This is a genomic window from Phaeospirillum tilakii (assembly GCF_042683125.1).
Classification (GTDB): Bacteria; Pseudomonadota; Alphaproteobacteria; order Rhodospirillales; family Magnetospirillaceae; genus Phaeospirillum; species Phaeospirillum tilakii.
In genome coordinates this window covers 34,901-57,639 of sequence record NZ_JBHUIY010000022.1, presented here as the reverse complement: position 1 = coordinate 57,639, position 22,739 = coordinate 34,901, and the positions used below count along the sequence as shown (strand labels likewise).

The window sequence follows — 22,739 nt, the reverse complement described above, 5'->3', positions numbered from 1 at the left end:
GATTCATCCTTTTTCCCGAAAGGGCGGGTTCCACTGATTGTCGGTGCCGTGACCGGGCCGGCAGGATCGGGGCGGCGCGAGGGGACGGCGTCCGGCGAATTTCCTATTGGTCCGGCAGAGGCTTGCGGGCCAGCACCAGGATCGACACCCCGAACGGCGGCCGGAGCCGGGGGGCGAGCCGGACGTCGAGGCCGAACACCCCGGTCAGCAACCGGTTGAGCCAGGGCGCATTGATTTCGTTTTCGCTCGCCACCCGGGGCCGCAGCCGGCGCAGGATCTGCCGGGCCAGCCAGATCGGGGCGAACAGCAGAAAATTGAAGTGGAAGCTCTGCTCGATCTCGAAACCGGCGGCGCGGAGTTGAGCCAGCAGCGGCGCGTGGCGATAGCGGCGGCGATGAAGCGACACCTCGTCCTGCAATCCCCACAACGAGGGGAAAGCCGGCACGGTAATCAGCGCCCGCCCGCCCGGCACCAGCACCCGCGCCATCTCGGCCAGCGCCGCCTGATCGTCGGCGAGATGTTCCAGCACGTCGGTGGCCAGCAGCAGATCGACCGTCCCGTCGGCGAACGGCATCGCCTCGGCCGAGCCGAGCCGCACCGGCGGCAGACCGCGCCGGGCACAATAGGCCACCGCCTCGGGCGACATGTCGAGCCCGCCGACGTTGCGGAACCCGAGTTCCCCGAGCAGGATCAGGTTGGTGCCCGACGAGGTGCCGACATCGATCACCGCCCGCTCGGGACCGAGGCCCAGCCCCCGGATCAGCCGGGCGAACAGACGGCGACGGCAGACGAACCACCAATGGTGTTCGACCACGCGGTCCTCGATCTCGTAGGTTTCCGTCTTCACGTCGTCTCCGTTCCCGCATGGGCCAGGGCCAGCCAACAGAACAGGGCCAGCCGCTCGTCGCTTTCGTTGCGGCGGTGGCGCTCCCACCGCGCGGCCAACCAGCTTTCGTCAAGCTCGGGCAGCCGTCCGGCCGGCGGCGGATCAAGCCGGCGCAACCAGGCGCCGATCGGCATGCCGAACCCCTTCTTGCGCCGCCGCAGCAGCGAGTCCGGCACCCGGCCGGCGAAAGCCCGCTTGAGCAGGCGTTTGCGCTCGCCGCGATGCAGCTTGAACCGCCGGGGCAGGCGGGCGGCGAAATCCACCACCGCCGCATCGAGAAAGGGGGAGCGCAGTTCCAGCCCGTTCAGCATGCTGGCACGATCGGATTTGACCAGGATGTCGTCCTGCAGATAGAGCCGGGTGAAATATTCAAGGGCGCGATCGACCGGATGGTCGGCGCCGGCCGCGTCCCAGGCGGCCAGGGCCTCGGCATAGACCTCCTCGGCCGGGGCCGGCTCGCCGAACAGCCGAGCGATCTCGTCGAGGGCAAGCGGGGCCATCCAGGTCGGAATCCAGCAGGCCGGCGCCGCCCGCACCCCGCCCAGCCAGCGGCGGATCTTGAAATCGAGACTCATGTTGGCATCGGAGCGCGGCAGATGGCCGGCAAGGCCGGCGCACCAGCCGCTGACCGCCCCCGGCACCACCGCCCGCCAGGCGCGGGTCGGGGCCAGGGCCAGGAACGGATCGTAGCCGGCGAACAATTCGTCGCCGCCGTCGCCGGTCAGCGCCACCTTGACCCGGCCGGCGGCGAAGCGGCACACCCGCCAGGTCGGCAGCACCGAGGAATCGGCGATCGGCTCGTCGAGGCGGGACAGCAGCGGCACCAGTCCGTCCCGCGCCTCCTCCAGCCGGCAGACATCGCGATGATGGCGGCTGCCGACCGCCTCGGCCATGGTCTGGGCGTAGGCGCTTTCGTCGAAGCTCGGCTCGTCGAACCCCATCGCGAAGGTTTCGATCCGCTCGGGCGGCAGATGCTGGGCCATCGCCCACACCACCGCGCTCGAATCCACCCCGCCGCTCAACAGCGCGCCAAGCGGCACGTCGCTTTCCAGCCGGCGCGCCACCGCGTCGCTGAACAAGGTGCGCAATTCCTCGGCCAGATCGTCGATGCCCCGCCGGGCCAGCGCCGGATCGGGGGCGAGGCGGAAGCGCCAATATTCGCGCTGCTCGATGCCGCCATCGCCGAGGTCACAGCGCAGCCAATGCCCCCCCGGCAGCTTGCGCACCGCGCGGTAGCGGGTCAGCGGCGCCGGAATGAAACCATAGGCGAACAGCTTCTTGAGGGCGAGGCGGTCGGCGGCATCGTCCACCGCCGGGTGGCGCAGCAGCGCGGTCAGCTCCGAGCCGAACACGAAGGCATCACCACCGGCGGCGTAATAAAGCGGCTTCTTGCCGAAGCGATCGCGGGCGAGGAACAGCAGATGGCGCCGCCGGTCCCACAGGGCGAAGGCGAACATGCCGTCGAGCCGGCCGGGCAGATCCTCGCCCCATTCCTCCCAGCCATGCACCAGCACCTCGGTGTCGCAATGGTCGGTGACGAAGCGATGGCCGCGTCCGATCAGCGTCCGCCGCAATTGATGGTGGTTGTAGATTTCTCCATTGAACACCACCACCACCGACCCGTCCTCGTTGCCGAGCGGCTGGGCGCCCCGGGTGGGATCGAGGATGGCGAGACGGCGATGGGCCAGAAACACCCGGGCCGACTCGTCGATCAGGCTGCCCGCGCCATCGGGACCGCGATGGGCGATCGACGCGGCCATCGCCGCCAGCACGGCGGCGTCCCCCGCCCCGGCGAATCCGGCGATGCCGCACACCGGCTCAGTCCTCCGACCGCCCGGGCTGGCCCGGCCGGTCGAAATTGATGCTGTCGCGGATCAGATAGGTCGGCTTGCCCTGGGCCTCGTAATAGACCCGCACCAGCATCTCGGCGAGGAAGCCGAGCAGGACGAACATCATCCCCATCAGGGTGGCGAACACCGACAGCAACGGCAGCGGAGTCAGGATGAACGACACCCCCTCGAACAGCTTGAGCCCGCAGGCATACAGGAAGGACAGGACGCCGAGGGCGAGCGAAAACAGCCCGGCCGCGCCGAACACATAGATCGGCTTGGTGGTGAAATCGCCCATGAACTTGACCAGCATCAGGTCGAGCAGCACCTTGCCGATCCGCTCCAGGCCGTATTTGGACTGGCCGAAGCGGCGGGGATGGTGGCGGACCGGCAGCTCGGTCACCCGCGCCCCCTGCCACGAGGCGTAGATCGGCACGAAGCGGTGCATCTCGCCATAGAGCCGCACCCCTTCCAGCACCTCGCGGCGATAGGCCTTGAGCGAGCAGCCGTAATCGTGCAGATGCACCCCGGAAATGCGCGAGATCAGCCAGTTGGCGATCCGGCTCGGCAGGTTGCGCCGCAAGGCGGCATCCTGGCGGTTGAACCGCCAGCCCGACACCACGTCATAGCCCTCCTCCAGCTTGGCGAGCAGGGCGGGAATGTCGGCCGGATCGTTCTGCAGGTCGCCGTCAAGCGGGATCAGGATCTCGCCGGAGGCGGCATCGATCCCGGCCATCATCGCCGCGGTCTGGCCGTGATTGCGGCGGAAATTGATCACCTTGAGGCGGGGATCGGTGGCGGCCAGCGCCGCCAGTTCGTCGGCGGTGCCGTCGGTGCTGCCGTCATTGACCAGAATCAGTTCGTAAGGCCGCCCGACCCCGTCCAGCGCCGCGACCACCGCCTGATAAAGCGGCCGGACATTGTCCCGTTCATTGTAAAGCGGCGAAATGATCGACAGCATCGCCCGTGAACTCCTTCCCCCGGTTCCCCAGCGCCGCGCCTCAGCCGGCCGCCGGATGATCGTCTCCGCGACCCGCCCACAGCCGGTGCAACGCGGCACCGAGCCAGGAGCGCAGGCGGGGCGGACTATAGCGCAGTTCGACGCGCCGCGCCCCCGGCGGCAAGGCCACCGCCATTTCGATCAGATTGGCGGCGACCGGCGGCGGCTGGAGCACGCCATCGATCTCGACCCGCCAGAACGGCCGCCAAAGCTGATTGACCAGCAACACGCCGCCCGCCGGTGCCGATACCGCCACCCGATAGCCATCGGGGGTCTCGGCAACCGACTCGACCCGGGCGGATTCGTCGCCGCGCAGCCCGGGCAGGGCGTCAGGCGCGACCAGGGCGGCGCCATCGAGGGCGGCACGGGCCACCGTTTCCACCGTGCCCGGATCGATCTCCGCCGGGACGGCCTCGACCCGCCGGGCGACATGGGCGCGCGGCAACGGCTCGTCCAGCCGGTAGACATGCACCCCGACCGGCCCCAGCAGCATCCGGCCATATCCGGTCAGGCGTTCCCGCAGGGAATCGCCCCGCCGCGGCGGCCGCCAGTCGGCCGCCGGCCCCACCACCTGGGTCACCCCCGCGCCCTCGAGCGGCAACAGGCTCAGCACGAAACCGACATTGGCCAGCCGCAGCACCTCGGGCGCGGCGATCCGCGCCAGCGGATAGGAGTCGCAGCAGAGGAAATCGAGCCCGCCCTGGAACGAGATGTAATTGTAGCCGACCGTCAGATTGGGGTTGGGGGCGGGAAACGCCGCCGCCCAGAAGCGCGAGCGCAGCTCGGGCACGATGTTGAGCAGGCCGTCGAAGCTTTCCAGACCATAGGTGGCGACGGTGTTGGGCTCGAGCCGGTAGGGCAGACTGACCACCCGCACCGGCGCGGCCCCGGTCCAGTCGTGCCGGGTCAGGTCGTCATAGGCGACCAGCACGCTCTGACCGCCCATCCCGAACCATTGCAGGCCATGCCAAGCCTTGTGCCAGCCCATCGTCCCCACCGCCATCGCCAGGATGGCGGTGGTCAGCAGCGGCAGCCGCGCCCGCGCGGCCCCAGCCGGGGCCGCGTTGCCCGGAACCGCCGGGCGACTGGCCCAGCCGATCACCATCACCGCCACCGCGGTCAGGCCCAGGGTCAAATAGGTGAAATCGACCGCCGCCAGGGGAGCCAGGCCGAACCGCGCCCAGGGCAGATGGATCAGCAGCGGACCGGCCAGCACCGTGAACAGGACCATGCCCCCGGCCCGACCCAGCAACGGCGACCGCCGCACCGCCAACAGCCCCAGGGCGAGCAGGATCAGTGGAACGAGTTCCATCATCCGCCCCCATGATCCCGAAAAGAGCAAAGACCACAGCGCCCCAGGAACCCCGCCATGCAGCGCGCGGGCGCTGTCAGCGCCCTCGACGATCATCGCGAACAGGGTTTCGTGCCAACTGAGCAGGGACAGCGCGCCGACCAGGGCCAGCCCGCCCCAGAACCGGACGGGATGGGGCCGGCCGGCGAACAGCCACACCGCCACCGCGCCGAGGGCGAAGCCCATCGCGCTGTGGGTGGCGGAGGAGGAAGCGGCATGCACCAGCGCCAGCAGCGCCGCCGCGCCCCAGAACCAGCGGCGCCCGGAACGGAACACCAGGATATAGGCGCCCCAAGGGATCAGGGCGTAGCCGAGACCGTGATGGACGGTGACGGTCAGCGCGTAGCGATGGGCCAACACGATCATCATCGCCAGGGCGACGGCGGCCCCCCGTCCGGCCCCGGCACCGCGCCGCGCCAGCAGATAAGCCCCCGAGGCGGCGGTCGCCACCACCAATCCCTTATGCACCGCCATCGCGCCCCAGGCGGGAAGGTGGTCGAACAGCAGCCGTTCCAGACAGAGGAACTGGGTACCGTAAAGCAAATTGGCATCAACCCCGCCCATCACCCCATGGGCGAAGCTGCCCCCCTGATACCAACGGGCCAGATAGAGGAACAGCGGGAGCGAGAATTCGCCCTCGTCATTGACCATCACGAACGAGCGCGGGCCGAACACCCAATATTCAAGGGTGGCGAGCAGGCACCAGAGAAACAGCAGCAGGGCGGCCCGACGGCGGTCGGGCGCGAAGCGCGGGCACCACCGCCACAAGAGGAGAAAGGCGGCGGCGGCAACCGTGATCTCGATCAGACCACACAGGAATATCCCCCCCCCGATCTGGCTGAGCATACTGGCCCCCTCGTCCTGCAACGATCCAGCCCGTGACCATGGCGGCACGGGACACAACACCCGGGAAGATGGGCCGTTCGGCGATCAACGGCGGCTGATCGGAAGGCCGCCCCGGGCCTTCGCCGATCCTGTCGGGAGGCTCGTGTTTGGCATAAGGCCGGGGTGGATGCAAGGCGCGGCATCGATTTCCCGGCGGTCAGGTTCGGCGCCAAAATGGCCCGGGCGGGTGAATCTCAATTGACATCGGACGGTCTCCGCTCCACGGTCTCGCCTGCGGCGCCTGGCCCCCTGCCCCGGCCCTGGACCGCGGCCCGATCCCTCCCGCCGTCCCCAGCGACACCGCACCTCGGATCGAGCCCCCGCCCCGTCGCTGTCGCATGCCCGATCCGGCGAGGGGACGTTTCTTTAATATCGTTTCTCGCGAGGAGTTCCGTTCGTGAGCGCCGTCTGTATCATTCCGGCCCGCATGGCCTCGTCCCGCTTTCCCGGCAAACCCCTGATCGGCCTGCTCGGCCTGCCGCTGGTGCTGCATGTCTGGCACCGCTGCCGGCTGGCGCGCGGACTGGACCGGGTGGTGGTCGCGACCTGCGATCGGGAAATTCATGACGCGGTGGTCGCCGCCGGCGGCGAGGCGGTGATGACCGGCGACCATCATCCCGGCTGCGTCGACCGCACCGTCGAGGCGGTGGCCAAACTGGGAATCGCCCCCGCCGCCGACGATCTGGTGTTGATGGTCCAGGGCGACGAGGTACTGGTGACGCCGGCGATGATCGAGCAGATGCTGGCCGCCTATGCCGAGGCCCCCGCCCCGGTGGTCAATCTCGCCTCGCCGATCCATTCGGCCGCCGACCATGACGACCATAATTGCGTCAAGGTCTGCGCCGCCCCCGACGGGCGGGCGCTGTTCTTCTCGCGCAGCCCGATCCCGTCGCGTTCGCGGGTCAAGGACTTCCCCCCGGTCTACCAGCAGACCGGGGTGATCGGTTTCTCCCGCGCCTTCCTCGACACGTTCGGCCAGCTGCCGCGCACCCCGCTCGAACGGATCGAGCAGATCGACATGCTGCGCACCCTCGAACACGGCTACGCCATCCGCATCGTCGTCGCCGACCGCGAGACCATCGGCGTCGACACCCCGGCCGACCGCGACCGCGCCGAGCAGGTGCTGCGCGCTGACCCGATCACCGCCCGCTATCTGGAGCTGGGCCGGTGAGCAGCGCGCCGCTCCGGGTCGGCATCGCCGGCTATGGCGTGGTCGGCCGCCGCCGCCGTCAGGTGATCGACGCCCATCCCGCGCTCCGCACCGTCGCGGTGGCCGACCGCAGCTTCGGACCCCAGGGCATCACCGCCCTGCCCGACGGATTGCCCGCCTTCAGCGACTATCACCATCTGCTTGAGCAGGATTTCGACATCCTGCTGGTCTGTCTGACCAACGACGTCGCCGCCGACGCCACCATCCTCGGCCTGGAGCGGGGCCGGCACGTGTTCTGCGAAAAGCCACCCGGGCGCGACGTCGCCGACATCGAGCGGGTGATCGCCACCGAGCGCCGCCATCCCGGGCTCAAGCTGAAATACGGCTTCAACCACCGCTATCACGATTCGGTGCGCGACGCGCTCGGGCTGGTGCGGTCGGGTACGTTCGGCCGGGTGCTCGACCTCAAGGGCACCTACGGCAAGTCGAAGATCATCAGCTTCGGTCAGAGCGACTGGCGTTCGCAGCGGGCGATCGCCGGCGGCGGCATCCTGCTCGACCAGGGCATCCACATGGTCGATCTGATGCGGCTGTTCGGCGGCGAGTTCACCACCATCCACAGCATCGTCAGCAACGGCTATTGGGGCCACGACGTCGAGGACAACGCCTATGCCCTGATGCGCTCGGACGCCGGGGTGGTGGCGATGCTGCATTCCTCGGCGACGCAGTGGCGGCACCGCTTCTCGCTGTCGATCACCCTGGAACGGGCGGCGCTGACCCTGTCCGGCATCCTGTCGGGCTCGAAGAGCTATGGCGCCGAGACCCTGACCGTGGCGTGGCGCGACGAGGAAGGCAACGGCGACCCGCGCGAGCAGACCACCCGCTACAACACCGATCCGAGCTGGGCCGACGAGATCGCCGAGTTCGCCGACGCGGTGCGGGAGGATCGCCCGGTCGAGCATGGTTCGTCCGACGAGGCGCTGAAGACCATGCGGCTGGTGTACGACATCTACCGCGCCGATCCGGACTGGCGGCGGCGCTGGGATCTCTGACCCCGCCCCGCCAGACGCCCCCCAACCGTTTTTTCCCCGACCCCGATCGTTTTTCCTGGGCTGAAAGGTTTTCCATCATGACCAGTGCGGCGGATATCCGGTCCACCCTTCGTCACGGCCGCAGCAGCATCGGCGCCTGGCTGACCCTGCCCTCGCCCGAGCTGGCGGAATGCCTCGCCGGCTGCGGTTTCGACTGGCTGGCGGTCGACATGGAGCATGGCGCGATCGGCATCGAGACCGCCGGCCGGGTCTTCATCGCCGCCGAGCGTCACGGGGTGGCGCCGTTCGCCCGGCTGCCCTCGGCCGACCCCTATCTGGCCCGGCGCCTGCTCGATCAGGGCTGCCAGGGGCTGATCGTGCCGGTGGTCGAAAGCGCCGAGGATTTCCGCGCCTTCGCCAGCCACTGCCTCTATCCGCCGGCCGGCAAGCGCGGCGTCGGCCTGTCGCGCGGCAACCAGTTCGGCGACAGCTTCGACACCATGCTCAACCATTTCCAGCCGCTGCTGGTGCCGCAGATCGAAACCCGGGCCGGCGTCGCCGCCGCCGCCGCGATCGCCGCGCTGCCGATGGTCGACGCCCTGTTCCTCGGGCCGTATGACCTGTCGGCCAGCCTGGGCCAGGCCGGCAATTTCGCCACCCCCGCCTTCGCCGACGCCATGGCCGAGGTCCGCCACGCCTGCGCCGAGGCCGGCAAGGCCGCCGGGATCCATCAGGTCGCCCCGGTGCTCGACGGACTGGAGGCGCGCAAGGAGGAAGGCTTCCGCCTGATCGCCTTCGGCACCGACGCCCAGGCGATCCGCCACGTCTTCGCCCCGCTGAAAGCCTGAGGAGACCGGAGCATGTCCGCCCCCACCCCCGCGATCATTTTCGACCTCGACGGAACCCTGATCGACAGCATCCCCGACGTTCGCGGCGCGATCAACCGCCTGCTGGTGCGCGAGGGACGGCGGGCGCTGAGCCTGCCCGAAGTGATGACCTTCGTCGGCGAAGGCCCCCGGCCGCTGATCGAACGCGCCTTTGCCGCCACCGGCCATCCGGCGGCGGAGGACGAGCTGGCCGAGCTGATCGCGGCCTACATCGCCTTCTATCAGGCCCATCCCGCCGACGAGACCCGGCTGTTCCCCGGCGTGCCGGAAATGCTGGCCGGGCTGGCCGGCACCCCGCTCGGCCTGTGCTCGAACAAGCCCGACGAGATCGTCCGGCCGGTGATCGAGACGCTCGACCTCGCCCGTCATTTCGGCGCGGTGGTCGGCGGCAATTTCCCGCGCCGCAAGCCCGATGGCGAGCATCTGCGCGAAACCCTGCGCCGGATGGGCGCCGAGGGCCGGCCGGCGGTGATGGTCGGGGATTCCGGCACCGACGTCGCCGCCGCCCGCGATGCCGGGATCCCGGTGCTGGTGGTCAGCTTCGGCTATGCCCGGGTGCCGGTGGCCGAGCTGGGCGCCGACGCGATCCTGTCCCATTTCGACCAATTGCCGGCGGCGCTGGCCGGGCTGGCGCGATGAGCCGGGTCGCCGTCGCCTCGCGCTCGTTCTCGCGCCATCCGGTGCTGCGGGCCGAACTGCTGGCGCGTTATCCCGAGGTCACCTTCAACGAGAGCGGCCGCTCGCTGGCCGGGGCCGAGTTGGCCGCCTTCCTGCGCGGCCACGACAAGGCGATCACCGCGCTGGAGAAGATCACCGACGATCTGCTCGCCCAACTGCCCGACCTCAAGGTGATCGGCAAATACGGGGTCGGGCTCGACATGATCGACCTCGCCGCCCTGGCCCGGCGCGGGGTGCGGCTGGGCTGGACCGGCGGGGTCAACCGCCGTTCGGTGTCCGAACTGGTGATCGCCACCGCGATCAGCCTGCTGCGGCTGATCCCCCAGGCCAACACGCTGGCCCGTGACGGCGGCTGGCGCCAGTTGGTCGGGCGTCAGCTGACCGGCAAGACGGTCGGCATCGTCGGCTGCGGCCATATCGGCAAGGACCTCGTCCCGCTGCTGCGGGCGTTCGACTGCACCGTGCTGGCCCACGACATCCTCGATTTCCCCGAATTCTACGCCGCCCATCGGGTGCGGCCGGTCGATCTCGACACCCTGCTGGGCGAAAGCGACGTGGTGACACTGCATCTGCCGCTCGATGCCTCGACCCGGGGCCTGCTGTCGGCCGAGCGGCTGAGCCGGCTCAAGCCGGGGGCGATCCTGATCAACGCCGCGCGCGGCGGCCTGCTCGACGAGGCGGCGGTCAAGGCGATGCTGCTGGACGGCCGCCTGGGCGGCGCCGCCTTCGACGTGTTCGCCAGCGAGCCGCCCGAGGATCTCGACCTGATCCGGCTGCCCAACGTGCTGGTCACGCCGCATATCGGCGGCAGTGCCGAGGAAGCGGTGCTGGCGATGGGCCGGGCCGCGATCGATGGCCTCGATCACGCCCGCCTGCCCGAGCCGGACGGCAGCTTCCCCGCCGGCTGACCCCGCCCCACACCTCCCGACGAAGGGGCCCGCGATGCGCTTTCCCGACCATCCCTACGCCGAGGCCGGCGCGTTCTGCGCCGATTATTTCGCCGAACTGGCCCGGGCCGCCGCCTCGGTCGATCCGGCTTCGGTGGCCCGCGCCGCCGCCCTGCTGACCGAGGCCTTCGCCCGCGACGCCACCCTGTTTTCCTGCGGCAACGGCGGCTCGGCGGCGATCGCCGACCATCTGGTGTGTGACTGCGCCAAGGGGGTCCAGGCCGACACCGACTGGCGCCCCCGGGTGGTCAGCCTGTCGGCCACCCCCAGCCTGATCACCGCGATCGCCAACGACATCGCCTATGCCGAGGTGTTCGCCTGGCAGATCGAAACCTTCGCCCGCCCCGGCGATGTGCTGCTGACGATTTCCTCCTCGGGCAATTCCCCCAACATCGTGCGCGCGGTCGAAACCGCCCGGGCGCGCGGGGTGGCGAGCATCGCCCTGACCGGCTTCGACGGCGGCGCCTCGGCCGGCCGCGCCGACGTCAACCTCCATGTCGACGCGCGCAATTACGGCATCGTCGAGGACACCCACCAGAGCCTGATGCACATCCTGGCCCAGTATCTGCGCCAGAGCCGGATGGACCCCGCCCTGGTCGCCGCCCGCACCTTCTGAAACGTGGGCTCCGCCCACACCCGCCAAGGGCCGAAGGCCCTTGGAACCCATTGGTTTTCCGGGGGGGCGAAGGATAAGGGAATGGGATCCAAGGGCCCCCGGCCCTTGGCGGGTGCGGGCAGAGCCCGCTCCGGTCAGCCGAAGCAGGCCTGTTCCAGCCGGGCGCACAATTCGTGATAGACCGGCAGGTGCAGTTCCTGGATCGCCGGCACCTGGGTCGCCGGCACCCGGATCGCCACGTCGGCCAGCGGCGCCAGCGCGCCACCGCCGGCCCCGGTCAGCGCCACCACCTTGAGACCGAAGGCGCGGGCCACCTGGGCGGCGGCGATGACGTTGCGGGAATTGCCCGAGGTGGACAGCGCCACCAGCACGTCGCCGGGACGGCCCAGCCCCAGCACCTGCTGGGCGAAGATCAGGTCGGCGTCATTGTCGTTGGCGATGGCGGTGATCAGCGCGGTCTGGCTGACCAGCGAGATCGCCGCGATCGGCCGTTGCAGCCCGGCGGCGATCCGGGGCCCCTCCTGCGGGCTGACGGCGGCCAGCGCCGCCACCTCTTCCGCCGTCAACGGGCGCTTGAGGTGAAAGCCCTTCATCAGTTCGCCGACGATATGCTCGGCATCGGCGGCGCTGCCGCCATTGCCGCAGGTCAGGATTTTGCCGCCGGCCGCCACCGCGTCACGCAGCAGGACGAAGGCCGCGTCGATCGCCGCGCGGCAGGGGGCAAGGGAATCGGTCATGGGCAACGGGCTCCTCGGCGCAACGGGAGGCGCGAGCCTAGCCGATCTCGCCCCGTTCCGCGAGGTTCCGCTTGCCCCGCCCCGTCATCGTCGCGCGGTTGCGGCCTTGGGGGGGAGGGCGATATCTGCTAAGAAACCGCCATCAGCAGCTTTCGCAGGTTCGCCATGTCCGTTCTGGTGCCCGTATCCTGGGGCGAGGTCATCGACAAGATCACCATCCTTGAAATCAAGGCGGAACGCCTGAGCGACCCGGCCAAGCTGGCCAATGTCCGGCGCGAACTCGACGCCCTGGCGGCGGTGCGCGACCGCGAGTTCCCCGGCCATGCCGGGCTGGCCGCGCTGGCCGGCGAGCTGAAGACCATCAACGAATCGCTGTGGGAGATCGAGGACGAGATCCGCGACTGCGAACGGGCCCAGGATTTCGGCGAGACCTTCATCCGCCTCGCCCGCTCGGTCTACGTCACCAACGACCGCCGCGCCGCCGTCAAGCGGCGGATCAACGACCTCCTCGGCTCCGATCTGGTCGAGGAGAAATCCTACGCCGCCTACTGAGCCGCCGCCGTGAAGCCGCACCGTCTGCTCGATCCGCTGCTGGGGCTGGAACGGCGCCTGACCCGGCGGCCGGGACCGGCGGCGGGGGTGCTGCTGATCTCGGCCGGCGGGCTGGGCGACACCGTGCTGTTCGCCCTGGCGGTCGAGCGCTTCGCCGCGCTGGCCCGGCCGGGCGAGACGGTGACGGTGCTGCTGCGCAAGGACGCGGCGAAGATGGCCTTCCTGTTGCCGCCCGGGATCCGGGTCGAGGCGGTCGATTTCGCCGACCTGCGCCGGGTCGGACCGCGCCGCCGCCTGCTGCTGCGGCTGTACCGGGCCCATTACCGGCTGGTGGTCTCGACCGATTTCGTCCGCCATCCCGACCTCGACGAGGCGCTGGCCGCCGCCTGCGCCGCCCCCGACAGCGCGGCGCTGGTGGCCCGGCCCTGGCCGAAGCATCAGCGCCGGCTCGACCGCGCCGCCAAACGCTGGCGCCGGCTGGTCGAGCCCGGGCCGGTGCTGCGCGACAAGCTGCTGCGGCTGGCCGATCTCGCCCGCGCCCTGACCGGCGCGGAGCTGCCGCCGCCCCAGGTCGCGCTGCCGCCGGCGCGGCTGCCGGCGGCGGTGCCGCTGCCCGAACCGACCCTGTTCGTCCAGCCCTTCTCGGCGGTCAAGGCCAAGCAGAGCCCGCCCGACCTCTATCGCCGGCTGCACGCGCTGCTGCCGCCCGGCTGGGCGATGCGGATCGCCGGCCACCCGAGCGACCTTGACCGCAATCCCGAATTCCGCCCGCTGCTCGACCTGCCCGGGGTGGCGTTCGAGCCGGCCCCGTTCGCCGAACTGGCCGGCAAGCTGCGCTCGGCCCGGCTGGTGGTGTCGGTCGATACCGCCTGCTTCCACCTCGCCGCCGCGCTGGGGGCGCCGACCCTGTGCCTCGCCAGCGCCGCCTATGTCGGCGAGATCGTGCCCTACGATCCGCTGGTGGCACCGCCGTCGGTGCGGGTGCTGTGGCAATCGATGCCCTGTCAGGGGTGCCTGGGGGATTGTCGGCGACCTTTGGTCGATTCGATGTATCCTTGTGTCGCCGCCCTCGACCCCGATCTGGTGGTGGAGACGGTCGCCAGCCTGCTCGGGAACCCGCCATGACCATCGCCCCGCTGCTCGATCCCCTGCTCAATTTCCTGCTGCGGCAACGCAAGCGGCGGCGCTCCGGCGGGGTGCTGCTGGTCAGTTCGCGCGGCCCGGCCGAGATGGTGTTCCTGTCGGCGGTGCTGGCCCGCTTCATGCGGCTCGGCCGGCTCGACGAAAGCGTCACCCTGCTGTGCCGGGGCGACGCCGCCGGGATGGCCTTCCTGTTTCCCCGCCTGCTGAAGATCCGCCGGATCGATTTCGAGCGGCTCGACGAGATCGGCTATCGCTGGAAGAGCTTCGCCGAGCTGCATGCCCAGCATTTCCGCCTGATCGTTTCGCTCGATTACATCCGCGAGCACGAGCGCGACGAGGCGCTGATCGTCGCCGCCGACCCGGTCGAGACCGCCGGGATGCTGCCGCCGCCGCTCAAGCGCAATTTCGAGCGCCGCCGCGACGAGAGCGAACAGGTGTTCGACCTGCTGTTCGATTCCGGGCCGCTGCGTCAGGACAAGATCGTGCGCTGGTCGAACTTCGCCGACGCGGTGCTCGACGACCGCAAGCCGCCCGAGATGGCCCTGCTGCCCGACAGCCAGTTGCCGCCGGCCGACCGGATGGGCGACACCGTGGTGTTCTTCCCCTTCTCCGGGGTGCGCCAGCGCATGCTGCGGCCCGAACACTGGCGGCGGCTGGTCGAGGCGGTGCCGACCCACTGGCGGGTGCTGGTCGCCGGCCACCGCAACGATTTCGACCGCAACCCCGAGATCATGGCCCTGCTGGCCCAGCCCAACGTCGAGATCGAGACCGGCGGCTTCGAACGGCTGGCCTCGATCCTGATGGGGGCGCGGATCGCGGTCGGGGTCGATACCGCCGGGCTCCATCTCGCCGTGCTGCTCGGCACGCCCACGGTATGCTTCGCCAGCGCCGCCTATGTCGGTGCCGGCGTGCCCTATGACGAGGCGGTGACCCCGGCCAATGTCCGTTTCCTCACCCTGCCGATGGTGTGTGAAGGCTGCCTCGGCCGCTGCCGCCTGCCGCTGGAGGACGGCTATTTCCCCTGCGTCGCCGGGCTCGACATCGCCCCGGCGGTGGCGGCGATCCGCGACACCGTGACCCGGGGGACGTTCTAGCAAGTGACGTGGCGCGATATCCTGTTTCCGCGCGGCATGCGCCGGCGCTGGTGGCTGTTCCGTCCGATCGACGCCCTGGTCGCGCTGTGGCCCGGCCCCCGGCGGCGGCGCGGGGTGTTGGTGGTGCGGATGGACGGCATCGGCGACATGGTGATGGCCCGCGCCGCGCTCGACCACTACCCCGCCGCCTTCGGGGTCGAGCCGGGCGAGATCACCCTGCTCGGCTGCCATTCCTGGCGCAGTCTGGTCCCCGACGCCTTCCCCGGCTTCCGGGTGGTGACGATCGACGAGCACGCCTTCGAGAAGAAATGGGCCTACCGGCTGCGCATCGCCCTGTGGGTGCGGCGCCAGGGCTTCGCCGTCGCGGTGTGCGACATGTTCATGCGCAAGACCCTGACCGCCGATTCCCTGGTCTGGGCCAGCCGGGCGCCGCAGCGGATCGTCAGCCAGCCCTTCGTCACCGACCGCACCCGGGCCGAATATCGCTGGTATCTCGCCCGCGCCACCCGGGTGATCGACACCGGGCCCTATCCCACCCATGAGGGACTGCGTCATTTCGCCTTCCTCGCCGCGCTGACCGGGCGGGCGATGCCGGCCGAGACGGTGCGGCTGCCCTGGCCCGACCGGCGGCCGGCGCTGGCCGGGGACGGGCCTTATGTCGTGCTCAATTTCGGCTCCAACGAGCCGGGACGGCGCTGGCCGTTTGAACAGTTCCTCGCCGTCGCCCGCCATTGTCTGGCGCGCGGGCTCAGGGTGGTGTTCGTCGGCGCCGGCCAGGAAGCCTTCGCCAAGCCGGCGATCGCCGCCCTCGGCGATCCGCGCGCGATCGACACCATCGGCACCCTGAAGCTGCCGGAGCTGGTCGATCTGATGAAGCATGCGGCGGCGGTGGTCAGCAACGACACCGGGCCGGGTCATCTCGCCATCGGGGTGGGGGCGCCGACCGTGCTGCTGGCCGGCGGCGGGCATTTCGGCAGCTTCGTGCCCTATCCCGAGGCGGTGCGGCCGGCCGCGAGCCGCTTCCTTTCCGTGGCGATGGACTGCTATCACTGTCTGTGGCGCTGTCCCAAGCGGTCCGGGCCGGATCAGGCCTTTCCCTGTGTCGCCGCGATCACGGTGGAAGACGTGACCGGCGCCCTCGACGGGCTGACCGGCTGAAGGCGCGGGCTCTGCCCGCACCCAGCCCCGGGCCGCAAGGCCCTTGGAACCCTTTGGGGGTGAGCGTCACGGGATACGACGAGAAAGGATCAGGCATGAAGGTTCTGGTGGTGGGATCGGGCGGGCGCGAGCACGCGCTGTGCTGGAAGCTGGCGCAGTCGCCGTTGCTCACAAAATTGTGGTGCGCCCCCGGCAATGCCGGCATCGCCGCCAGCGCCGAATGTGTCGCGATCCCCGCCGAGGATGTCGAGGCGCTGGTGGCCTTCGCCCGGGCCCAGGCGGTCGATCTGGTGGTGGTCGGGCCCGAGGCGCCGCTGGTGGCCGGGCTGGCCGACCGCTGCCGCGCCGAGGGGATCCGGGTGTTCGGGCCGTCGGCCGCCGCGGCCGAGCTGGAAGGCTCGAAGGGGTTCATGAAGGATGTCGCGGCGCGGGCCGGGATTCCCACCGCGTGGTATCAGCGTTTCCGGGATGCCGGGGCGGCCAAGGACTTCATCCGCGCCAAGGGGGCGCCGATCGTGGTCAAGACCGACGGTCTCGCCGCCGGCAAGGGCGTGGTGGTGGCGATGACCGAGGCCGAGGCCCTCGCCGCCGTCGATATGATGATGGGCGACAAGGTGTTCGGCGCCGCCGGCGACGAACTGGTGATCGAGGAATTCCTCGAAGGCGAGGAATGCAGCTTCTTCGCCTTGTGCGACGGCACCACCGCCCTGCCGCTGATCGCCGCCCAGGACCATAAGCGGGTCGGCGACGGCGACACCGGGCCGAATACCGGCGGGATGGGGGCCTATTCGCCCGCGCCGGTGGTGACGGCCGCCATCGAGGCCGAGATCGTCGCGCGCTGCATCCAGCCGCTGATGGCGACCATGGCCGAGCTGGGGCGGCCCTATGCCGGGGTGCTGTTCGCCGGGATCATGGTCACCGCCGAGGGGCCGAAGCTGCTCGAATACAACGTCCGTTTCGGCGACCCGGAATGTCAGGTGCTGATGGCCCGGCTTGAATCCGATCTGCTGCCGGTGCTGGTGGCGGCGGCCGAGGGGCGGCTCGATCAGGTCAGCCTGTCCTGGCGTGACGAGGTGGCGCTGGTGGTGGTGATGGCCGCCGCCGGCTATCCCGGCGCCTACCGCAAGGGAACGGTGATCGGCGGACTCGACCAGGCCGGCGCGGTCGAGGGCGTCACCGTGTTCCATGCCGGCACCGTGCTGAAGGACGGGCAGGTGCTGGCCAATGGCGGAAGGGTGCTGGGCGTCACCGCCGTCGGCGCCGACGTCGCCACCGCCCGCGACCGCGCCTATCGCGCCATCGACCGGCTCGCCTGGAGCGACGGGTTCTGTCGCCGCGACATCGCCTGGCGGGCGCTCGCCCGCTGACGGCCGGCGGGGGGCGAGCCCCCCGCCCGATCGCCCCCCGCCGGGCGCAAGTGGCTGGGAACGAATCCTTTTCCGCCGCCCATGACGGAAAGTTCATGCGGGATCGCTTGACAGAATACCCCCGTCCGCTTAGATCGTTGGCACTCGCCGGCTGAGAGTGCTAACAGAGCACCCGGTTCGGTGGCTGACATTGTAACGCCGTACCAAAAAGACCATACGGAGGTTTAGTCCCATGACTTTCAGACCGCTCCACGATCGCGTGGTGGTGAAGCGCCTCGACTCGGAAGAGAAGACCGCCGGTGGCATCATCATCCCCGACACCGCCAAGGAAAAGCCGAGCCAGGGCGAAGTGATCGCGGTCGGCCCGGGCGCCCGTGGCGAAGACGGCAAGCTGGTTGCGCTGGACGTGAAGGCGGGCGACCGGGTGCTGTTCGGCAAGTGGTCGGGCACCGAGGTGAAGGTTGACGGTCAGGATCTCCTGATCATGAAGGAATCCGACATTCTCGGCATTCTCGCGTAATTCGGACCAGAGGAAGCAAGAAAAATGGCTGCCAAGGAAGTCAAGTTTTCCACCGACGCCCGCACCCGTCTGCTGCGCGGTGTCGACATCCTCGCCGACGCGGTGAAGGTGACCCTCGGCCCGAAGGGTCGCAACGTCGTAATCGAGAAGTCGTTCGGCGCCCCCCGGATCACCAAGGACGGCGTCAGCGTCGCCAAGGAGATCGAGCTGGCCGACAAGTTCGAGAATCTCGGCGCCCAGCTGGTCAAGGAAGTCGCCTCGAAGACCGCCGATCTGGTCGGTGACGGCACCACTACCGCCACCGTGCTGGCCCAGGCGATCGTCCGCGAGGGCGCCAAGTCGGTGGCCGCCGGCATCAACCCGATGGATCTGAAGCGCGGCATCGACCTCGCCGTCGCCGCCGTGATCGCCGACCTCAAGACCCGCTCGCGCAAGGTTTCGACCAACGCCGAGATCGCCCAGGTCGGCACCATTTCCGCCAACGGCGAAGCCGACATCGGCAAGAAGATCGCCGAGGCGATGGAGCGCGTCGGCAACGAAGGCGTGATCACCGTCGAGGAGGCCAAGGGCCTCGACACCGAACTCGACGTGGTCGAGGGCATGCAGTTCGACCGTGGCTACACCAGCCCGTACTTCGTGACCAACGCCGAGAAGATGACCGTCGAGCTGGACAACCCGTTCATCCTGCTCCACGAGAAGAAGCTGTCCGGCCTCCAGCCGCTGCTGCCGGTGCTCGAGCAGGTGGTCCAGTCCGGCCGCCCGCTGCTGATCATCGCCGAGGACATCGAGGGCGAGGCGCTGGCCACCCTGGTGGTCAACAAGCTGCGCGGCGGCCTGAAGGTCGCGGCGGTCAAGGCCCCGGGCTTCGGCGATCGCCGCAAGGCGATGCTCGAGGACATCGCGATCCTGACCGGCGGTCAGGTCATCAGCGAAGACCTCGGCATTAAGCTCGAGAACGTCACCATCGCCGATCTCGGCACCGCCAAGCGCGTCAACATCACCAAGGAAGACACCACCATCGTCGATGGTGCGGGTCAGAAGGCCGACATCGAAGCCCGGATCAAGCAGATCCGCGCCCAGATCGAGGAGACCACCTCCGACTACGACCGCGAGAAGCTCCAGGAGCGTCTGGCGAAGCTGGCCGGCGGCGTCGCGGTGATCAAGGTCGGCGGCGCCTCGGAAGTCGAGGTGAAGGAGCGCAAGGACCGCGTCGATGACGCCCTGCACGCCACCCGCGCCGCAGTCGAGGAAGGCATCGTCGCCGGCGGCGGCGTCGCCCTGCTGCACTCGATCAAGGTGCTCGACAACCTCGCCACCACCAACGGCGACCAGAAGGTCGGCGTCGAGATCGTCCGCCGCGCCCTCCAGGCCCCGGTGCGTCAGATCGCCGACAACGCCGGCGTCGATGGCGTGCTGGTTGCCGGCAAGCTGCTGGAGCAGAAGGACGTCAATTTCGGCTTCAACGCCCAGACCGGCGAGTATGTCGATCTGATCGCGGCCGGCATCATCGACCCGACCAAGGTGGTCCGCACCGCCCTGCAGGACGCCGCTTCGGTCGCCGGCCTGCTGGTCACCACCGAGGCCCTGATCGTCGAGAAGCCCAAGAAGGACGCCGCTCCGGTTCCGGGCGCCGGCGGCATGGGCGGCATGGGCGACATGGACTTCTAAGTCCACGCCGCACCGGCCAGGAATCGCCCCCCTCCCGCACGGGAGGGGGGCTTTTTCATGTCCGCCGCCGGTTGCGATGCCCGGCCCGCCCGCTCGTTTTCCCTCATGCGCGGACTTGATCCACGCATCCAGGGGCGCCGGGGCGCCCCGCCCGGCGCTTGAGGGAGCGGTGATCGATTCCGATCACTGCGGCTTGGTATGAGCTGACCCGGGCGGGACGCGGACAAAAGAAAACCCTCTCCGCCGGAACGGTCGGGCAGGGCCGGACCGGCGAAGAGGGAGGAAGAACGCCGCCCTCCTGGGATTGGGAGGATCGGGCCGGAGGGCGTGCGTTCCCGGAAGAGGAGCCTAGCGGTCGGCGCAGTTGGGCGGCTGCGGACCCTCTCCTCTCCGGTCGGGGCCGGGGCCGGGCCGGCCGTCGGGGCCAGGACGATGGCCGCCGAAATGCGGGCCGGGATGGCCGCCCGGGATCACCAGCAGGTCATCGGCCAGCGCCTGCTGGGCCGGGGTCAGGGTCTGGTAGAATTTCAGCAACGCCGGAGCCGAGCGCCGGACCGCCTCGCCTTGGGCCTCGATCATCTTCTGCTGACGGTCGAGCCGGGCCGGCAGGGCGGTGGCCGGGGGTTGGCCGTCGGTCGGGCACAGCGCCTTGAGCGGGGCCTGGGCCGCCTTCAGCGTCTCGGACAGGCGGCGGAATTCCTCGGTCTGGGCCGGGGTCAGCCCCAGCTTGGTCTCGGTATAGGCCAGATGCGCCGCCAGCCGGGCGTCCTGGTCGGCGCAGAACGCCGCCGGGCCGGGACGCGGCATCGAATCGGCGTGGGCGGCGCCGATCGCGGCGGCCAGGGTGACCGCCAGCACGGCGGCGGGAATGAGGTGGGGGTACGGTTTCATCGCGGATCACCTTCGACAGGAAACTGCCTGATGGGATTGGTGATACCCCCCGGGGGTAACCCGACGATGTCGGGGGCGGCAACAAAAGGTAACGGTCGGTAACGACGGCGACGGGTAACGACGGCGACGAGTGTTGATTTTCCCGCGAACGCGCCCACCTGATGAGGGGTACCATGCCCATGCAGGAGGGGGAAATGACTCGGCTGGTGACGATTTTCGGCGGTTCGGGCTTCCTCGGCCGCGCCCTGGTCCGCCGCTTCGCCCAGGACGGCTGGCGGGTGCGGGTGGCGGTGCGCCATCCCGCCGCCGCCGAATTCCTGCGGCCGCTGGGCGAGGTCGAACAGATCGCGCTGGTCCAGGCCGACCTCGCCAATCCGGCCAGCGTCGCCGCGGCGGTGGCCGGGGCCGACGCGGTGATCAATCTGGTCGGCATCCTGTTCGAGACCCGCCGCCAGAGCTTCCAGGCGGTCCATGCCGACGGCGCCGCCACCGTCGCCGCCGCCACCCGCGACGCCGGGATCGGGGCGATGGTGCAGATGTCGGCGCTCGGCGTCAGCGCCGACTCGCCCGCCGCCTATGCCCGTTCCAAGGCCGCCGGCGAGGCGGCGGTGCGGGCGGCGATCCCCGGCGCCACCATCCTGCGCCCCTCGGTGGTGTTCGGCCCCGACGACGATTTCTTCAACCGCTTCGCCCGGATGGCCCAGCTGTCGCCGGTGCTGCCGGTGTTCACCGCCGACGGCTTCGAGGTCAAATGGCACGGGGCCCGGCCCGAACTCGACCTGTTCGGCGGCGGCGGGCCGCGTTTCCAGCCGGTCTATGTCGGCGACGTCGCCGCCGCCGCGCTGGCGGTGCTCGACGACCCGGCGCTGGCCGGCCGCACCTACGAACTGGGCGGGCCGACGGTCTATTCGATGAAGCAGATCATGGAACTGGTGCTGGACGGCACCGGGCTGCACCGCCCGCTGCTGCCGCTGCCGATGGGGCTGGCGATGACCCAGGCCCGGCTGTTCGAACATCTGCCGACCCCGCCCCTGACCCGCGATCAGGTGCGGATGATGCAGGCCGACAACATCCTGCGCGGCGAGGCCCCCGGCCTGGAGGCGCTGGGGATCGTGGCCACCCCGGCCGAGACGATCCTGCCCCACTATCTGCGCCGCTACGGCCCGGCCACGGCCAACTGACCCGGAGGGCACGCGGACGCGGCGATTGAGCCGGGCGGATGATTGACGGGACGGGCCGGCGACACTAGATTTTCGCCGCATCCAACCAGAGGTCGCCAGAACGGATGGTACGCGGCAAGGCGCCAGTCGTCACCGAGTTGAACGAGCGCTCGCGGGAGATCTTCCGCCGGATCGTCGAGTCCTATGTCGAGACCGGCGAACCGGTCGGATCGCGCACCCTGTCGCGCCTGCCCGACCTGCCGCTGTCGGCGGCGACGATCCGCAACGTGATGGCCGACCTTGAGGAATGCGGGCTGCTCTATGCCCCGCACACCTCGGCCGGCCGGCTGCCGACCCAGGCCGGGATGCGGATGTTCGTCAACGGCCTGCTCGAGGTCGGGCGGATCAGCGAGGAGGAGCGCACCCACATCGACCTGCAATGCCGCGCCAGCGGCCGCAGCGTCGAGCAGGCGCTGTCGGAGGCGCTGTCCACCCTGTCCGGGCTGTCGCGCTGCGCCGGGCTGGTGGTGGCGCCGCGGATCCAGCGCTCGCTCAAGCATGTCGAATTCGTCTGGCTCGGGCCGCGCCGCGCCCTGGTGGTGCTGGTGACCGAGGACGGGATGGTCGAGAACCGGATTCTCGACCTGCCCGACGGGGTCGACCGCTCGACCCTGACCGAGGCCGGCAATTACCTCAGCGCCCGCCTCGCCGGCCGCTCGCTCGACGGGGTGCGCGACGAGATCATCGCCGACCTCGACCTCCAGCGCAGCACCCTCAACGCCCTGACCCGGCGGGTGGTCGAGGCCGGGCTGGCCACCTGGACCGGCAACGACAGCGACAAGGCGCTGATCGTGCGCGGCCAGTCCCACCTGCTCGACGACGTCACCGCGGTCGAGGATCTCGAACGGATCCGCGCCCTGTTCACCGCGCTCGAAACCTCGGAACAGTTCCTGCGGCTGGTCGAGCTGACCCGCGACGCCGACGGGGTGCAGATCTTCATCGGCGCCGAGAACGAGCTGTTCGGCGTCACCGGCTGCGCGATGATCGTCGCCCCCTACCGCGATTCGCGCGAACGGATCGTCGGCGCGATCGGGGTGATCGGACCGCAGCGGATCAATTACGCCCGCATCATTCCCATGGTCGATTACACCGCCAAGGTGGTCGGCCGCATCATCGGACAATCCTGACA

General features: G+C 69.9%; 21 protein-coding genes. 15 read left to right on the top strand and 6 right to left on the bottom strand.

Annotation, left to right across the window (positions count from 1 at the left end; translation table 11 throughout):
- Positions 1–103: 103 nt before the first annotated feature.
- The 4 genes from ACFSNB_RS11860 to ACFSNB_RS11845 are packed head-to-tail and all read right to left on the bottom strand — an operon-like array spanning position 104 to position 5,912.
- Entirely contained in the window at positions 104–847 is a 744-nt protein-coding gene (locus ACFSNB_RS11860; protein WP_377316775.1) for a class I SAM-dependent methyltransferase, read from the bottom strand.
- Positions 844–2,700 (bottom strand): asparagine synthase (glutamine-hydrolyzing), encoded by a 1,857-nt coding sequence (gene asnB / locus ACFSNB_RS11855; protein ID WP_377316773.1) that lies wholly within the window; start codon positions 2,698–2,700, stop codon positions 844–846. The genes ACFSNB_RS11860 and asnB overlap by 4 nt, the downstream gene beginning before the upstream one ends.
- 4 nt (positions 2,701–2,704) lie before the next feature.
- Positions 2,705–3,676 (bottom strand): glycosyltransferase family 2 protein, encoded by a 972-nt coding sequence (locus ACFSNB_RS11850; RefSeq protein ID WP_377316771.1) that lies wholly within the window; start codon positions 3,674–3,676, stop codon positions 2,705–2,707.
- Positions 3,677–3,716: 40 nt separating this feature from the next.
- The gene (locus tag ACFSNB_RS11845; RefSeq protein WP_377316769.1) at positions 3,717–5,912 is read right to left on the bottom strand and encodes a DUF6044 family protein; all 2,196 of its coding nucleotides are present in this window, start codon (positions 5,910–5,912) and stop codon (positions 3,717–3,719) included.
- A gap of 436 nt (positions 5,913–6,348) precedes the next feature.
- Between ACFSNB_RS11845 and kdsB the strand changes: the two genes are divergently transcribed.
- From kdsB to ACFSNB_RS11815, 6 genes are all read left to right on the top strand, one after another.
- On the top strand, positions 6,349–7,122 hold the full coding sequence (kdsB, locus tag ACFSNB_RS11840; RefSeq protein ID WP_377316767.1) for a 3-deoxy-manno-octulosonate cytidylyltransferase: 774 nt from the start codon (positions 6,349–6,351) through the stop codon (positions 7,120–7,122).
- Complete coding sequence (locus ACFSNB_RS11835; protein WP_377316765.1) at positions 7,119–8,153, top strand: Gfo/Idh/MocA family protein; 1,035 nt, start codon at positions 7,119–7,121, stop codon at positions 8,151–8,153. Before kdsB ends, ACFSNB_RS11835 begins: the two co-directional genes overlap by 4 nt.
- A 77-nt stretch (positions 8,154–8,230) precedes the next feature.
- Positions 8,231–8,980 (top strand): HpcH/HpaI aldolase family protein, encoded by a 750-nt coding sequence (locus tag ACFSNB_RS11830; RefSeq protein ID WP_377316763.1) that lies wholly within the window; start codon positions 8,231–8,233, stop codon positions 8,978–8,980.
- A gap of 12 nt (positions 8,981–8,992) precedes the next feature.
- On the top strand, positions 8,993–9,658 hold the full coding sequence (gph, locus tag ACFSNB_RS11825) for a phosphoglycolate phosphatase (RefSeq protein WP_377316761.1): 666 nt from the start codon (positions 8,993–8,995) through the stop codon (positions 9,656–9,658).
- Positions 9,655–10,605 carry a phosphoglycerate dehydrogenase gene (locus tag ACFSNB_RS11820; RefSeq protein ID WP_377316759.1) on the top strand — a complete coding sequence of 317 codons (951 nt, stop codon included), beginning with the start codon at positions 9,655–9,657 and terminating at the stop codon, positions 10,603–10,605. Before gph ends, ACFSNB_RS11820 begins: the two co-directional genes overlap by 4 nt.
- Positions 10,606–10,639: 34 nt before the next feature.
- Complete coding sequence (locus ACFSNB_RS11815) at positions 10,640–11,260, top strand: D-sedoheptulose-7-phosphate isomerase (RefSeq protein WP_377316757.1); 621 nt, start codon at positions 10,640–10,642, stop codon at positions 11,258–11,260.
- 134 nt (positions 11,261–11,394) lie between these two features.
- Here ACFSNB_RS11815 and ACFSNB_RS11810 read toward each other — a convergent pair whose 3' ends face one another.
- The gene (locus ACFSNB_RS11810) at positions 11,395–11,997 is read right to left on the bottom strand and encodes a D-sedoheptulose-7-phosphate isomerase (protein ID WP_377316755.1); all 603 of its coding nucleotides are present in this window, start codon (positions 11,995–11,997) and stop codon (positions 11,395–11,397) included.
- A 165-nt stretch (positions 11,998–12,162) separates the two neighbouring features.
- Between ACFSNB_RS11810 and ACFSNB_RS11805 the strand changes: the two genes are divergently transcribed.
- The 7 genes from ACFSNB_RS11805 (at position 12,163) to groL (ending at position 19,499) form a co-directional block, all read left to right on the top strand.
- Complete coding sequence (locus ACFSNB_RS11805; RefSeq protein WP_377316753.1) at positions 12,163–12,549, top strand: DUF6165 family protein; 387 nt, start codon at positions 12,163–12,165, stop codon at positions 12,547–12,549.
- Between the two features lie 9 nt (positions 12,550–12,558).
- Positions 12,559–13,674, top strand: coding sequence for a glycosyltransferase family 9 protein (locus ACFSNB_RS11800; protein ID WP_377316751.1), 1,116 nt, complete (start codon positions 12,559–12,561; stop codon positions 13,672–13,674).
- Positions 13,671–14,786, top strand: coding sequence for a glycosyltransferase family 9 protein (locus ACFSNB_RS11795; protein WP_377316749.1), 1,116 nt, complete (start codon positions 13,671–13,673; stop codon positions 14,784–14,786). The genes ACFSNB_RS11800 and ACFSNB_RS11795 overlap by 4 nt, the downstream gene beginning before the upstream one ends.
- A gap of 3 nt (positions 14,787–14,789) precedes the next feature.
- Positions 14,790–15,944, top strand: coding sequence for a glycosyltransferase family 9 protein (locus ACFSNB_RS11790; RefSeq protein WP_377316747.1), 1,155 nt, complete (start codon positions 14,790–14,792; stop codon positions 15,942–15,944).
- A 95-nt stretch (positions 15,945–16,039) separates the two neighbouring features.
- Positions 16,040–17,311, top strand: a complete 1,272-nt coding sequence (gene purD, locus ACFSNB_RS11785) for a phosphoribosylamine--glycine ligase (RefSeq protein WP_377316745.1) — start codon at positions 16,040–16,042, stop codon at positions 17,309–17,311.
- 232 nt (positions 17,312–17,543) lie between these two features.
- Positions 17,544–17,831 (top strand): co-chaperone GroES, encoded by a 288-nt coding sequence (groES, locus tag ACFSNB_RS11780; RefSeq protein ID WP_377316743.1) that lies wholly within the window; start codon positions 17,544–17,546, stop codon positions 17,829–17,831.
- A 24-nt stretch (positions 17,832–17,855) separates the two neighbouring features.
- Positions 17,856–19,499 (top strand): chaperonin GroEL, encoded by a 1,644-nt coding sequence (gene groL, locus ACFSNB_RS11775; protein WP_377316741.1) that lies wholly within the window; start codon positions 17,856–17,858, stop codon positions 19,497–19,499.
- A gap of 348 nt (positions 19,500–19,847) precedes the next feature.
- Here the strand turns inward: groL and ACFSNB_RS11770 are convergent, their stop codons facing one another.
- Complete coding sequence (locus ACFSNB_RS11770) at positions 19,848–20,390, bottom strand: Spy/CpxP family protein refolding chaperone (protein ID WP_377316739.1); 543 nt, start codon at positions 20,388–20,390, stop codon at positions 19,848–19,850.
- Positions 20,391–20,584: 194 nt separating this feature from the next.
- Between ACFSNB_RS11770 and ACFSNB_RS11765 the strand changes: the two genes are divergently transcribed.
- Entirely contained in the window at positions 20,585–21,571 is a 987-nt protein-coding gene (locus ACFSNB_RS11765; RefSeq protein WP_377316737.1) for a complex I NDUFA9 subunit family protein, read from the top strand.
- A gap of 104 nt (positions 21,572–21,675) precedes the next feature.
- Entirely contained in the window at positions 21,676–22,737 is a 1,062-nt protein-coding gene (gene hrcA, locus ACFSNB_RS11760; RefSeq protein ID WP_377316735.1) for a heat-inducible transcriptional repressor HrcA, read from the top strand.
- Positions 22,738–22,739: the final 2 nt, after the last annotated feature.

Bases quoted from the DNA above. Each gene is read 5' to 3' on its own strand.
- ACFSNB_RS11850 (WP_377316771.1), bottom strand. From the start codon at position 3,676: ATGCTGTCGATCATTTCGCCGCTTTACAATGAACGGGACAATGTCCGG.
- ACFSNB_RS11845 (WP_377316769.1), bottom strand. From the start codon at position 5,912: ATGCTCAGCCAGATCGGGGGGGGGATATTCCTGTGTGGTCTGATCGAG.
- ACFSNB_RS11830 (WP_377316763.1), top strand. From the start codon at position 8,231: ATGACCAGTGCGGCGGATATCCGGTCCACCCTTCGTCACGGCCGCAGC.
- gph (WP_377316761.1), top strand. From the start codon at position 8,993: ATGTCCGCCCCCACCCCCGCGATCATTTTCGACCTCGACGGAACCCTG.
- ACFSNB_RS11820 (WP_377316759.1), top strand. From the start codon at position 9,655: ATGAGCCGGGTCGCCGTCGCCTCGCGCTCGTTCTCGCGCCATCCGGTG.
- ACFSNB_RS11815 (WP_377316757.1), top strand. From the start codon at position 10,640: ATGCGCTTTCCCGACCATCCCTACGCCGAGGCCGGCGCGTTCTGCGCC.
- ACFSNB_RS11810 (WP_377316755.1), bottom strand. From the start codon at position 11,997: ATGACCGATTCCCTTGCCCCCTGCCGCGCGGCGATCGACGCGGCCTTC.
- ACFSNB_RS11805 (WP_377316753.1), top strand. From the start codon at position 12,163: ATGTCCGTTCTGGTGCCCGTATCCTGGGGCGAGGTCATCGACAAGATC.
- ACFSNB_RS11795 (WP_377316749.1), top strand. From the start codon at position 13,671: ATGACCATCGCCCCGCTGCTCGATCCCCTGCTCAATTTCCTGCTGCGG.
- purD (WP_377316745.1), top strand. From the start codon at position 16,040: ATGAAGGTTCTGGTGGTGGGATCGGGCGGGCGCGAGCACGCGCTGTGC.
- groES (WP_377316743.1), top strand. From the start codon at position 17,544: ATGACTTTCAGACCGCTCCACGATCGCGTGGTGGTGAAGCGCCTCGAC.
- groL (WP_377316741.1), top strand. From the start codon at position 17,856: ATGGCTGCCAAGGAAGTCAAGTTTTCCACCGACGCCCGCACCCGTCTG.
- ACFSNB_RS11770 (WP_377316739.1), bottom strand. From the start codon at position 20,390: ATGAAACCGTACCCCCACCTCATTCCCGCCGCCGTGCTGGCGGTCACC.
- ACFSNB_RS11765 (WP_377316737.1), top strand. From the start codon at position 20,585: ATGACTCGGCTGGTGACGATTTTCGGCGGTTCGGGCTTCCTCGGCCGC.
- hrcA (WP_377316735.1), top strand. From the start codon at position 21,676: ATGGTACGCGGCAAGGCGCCAGTCGTCACCGAGTTGAACGAGCGCTCG.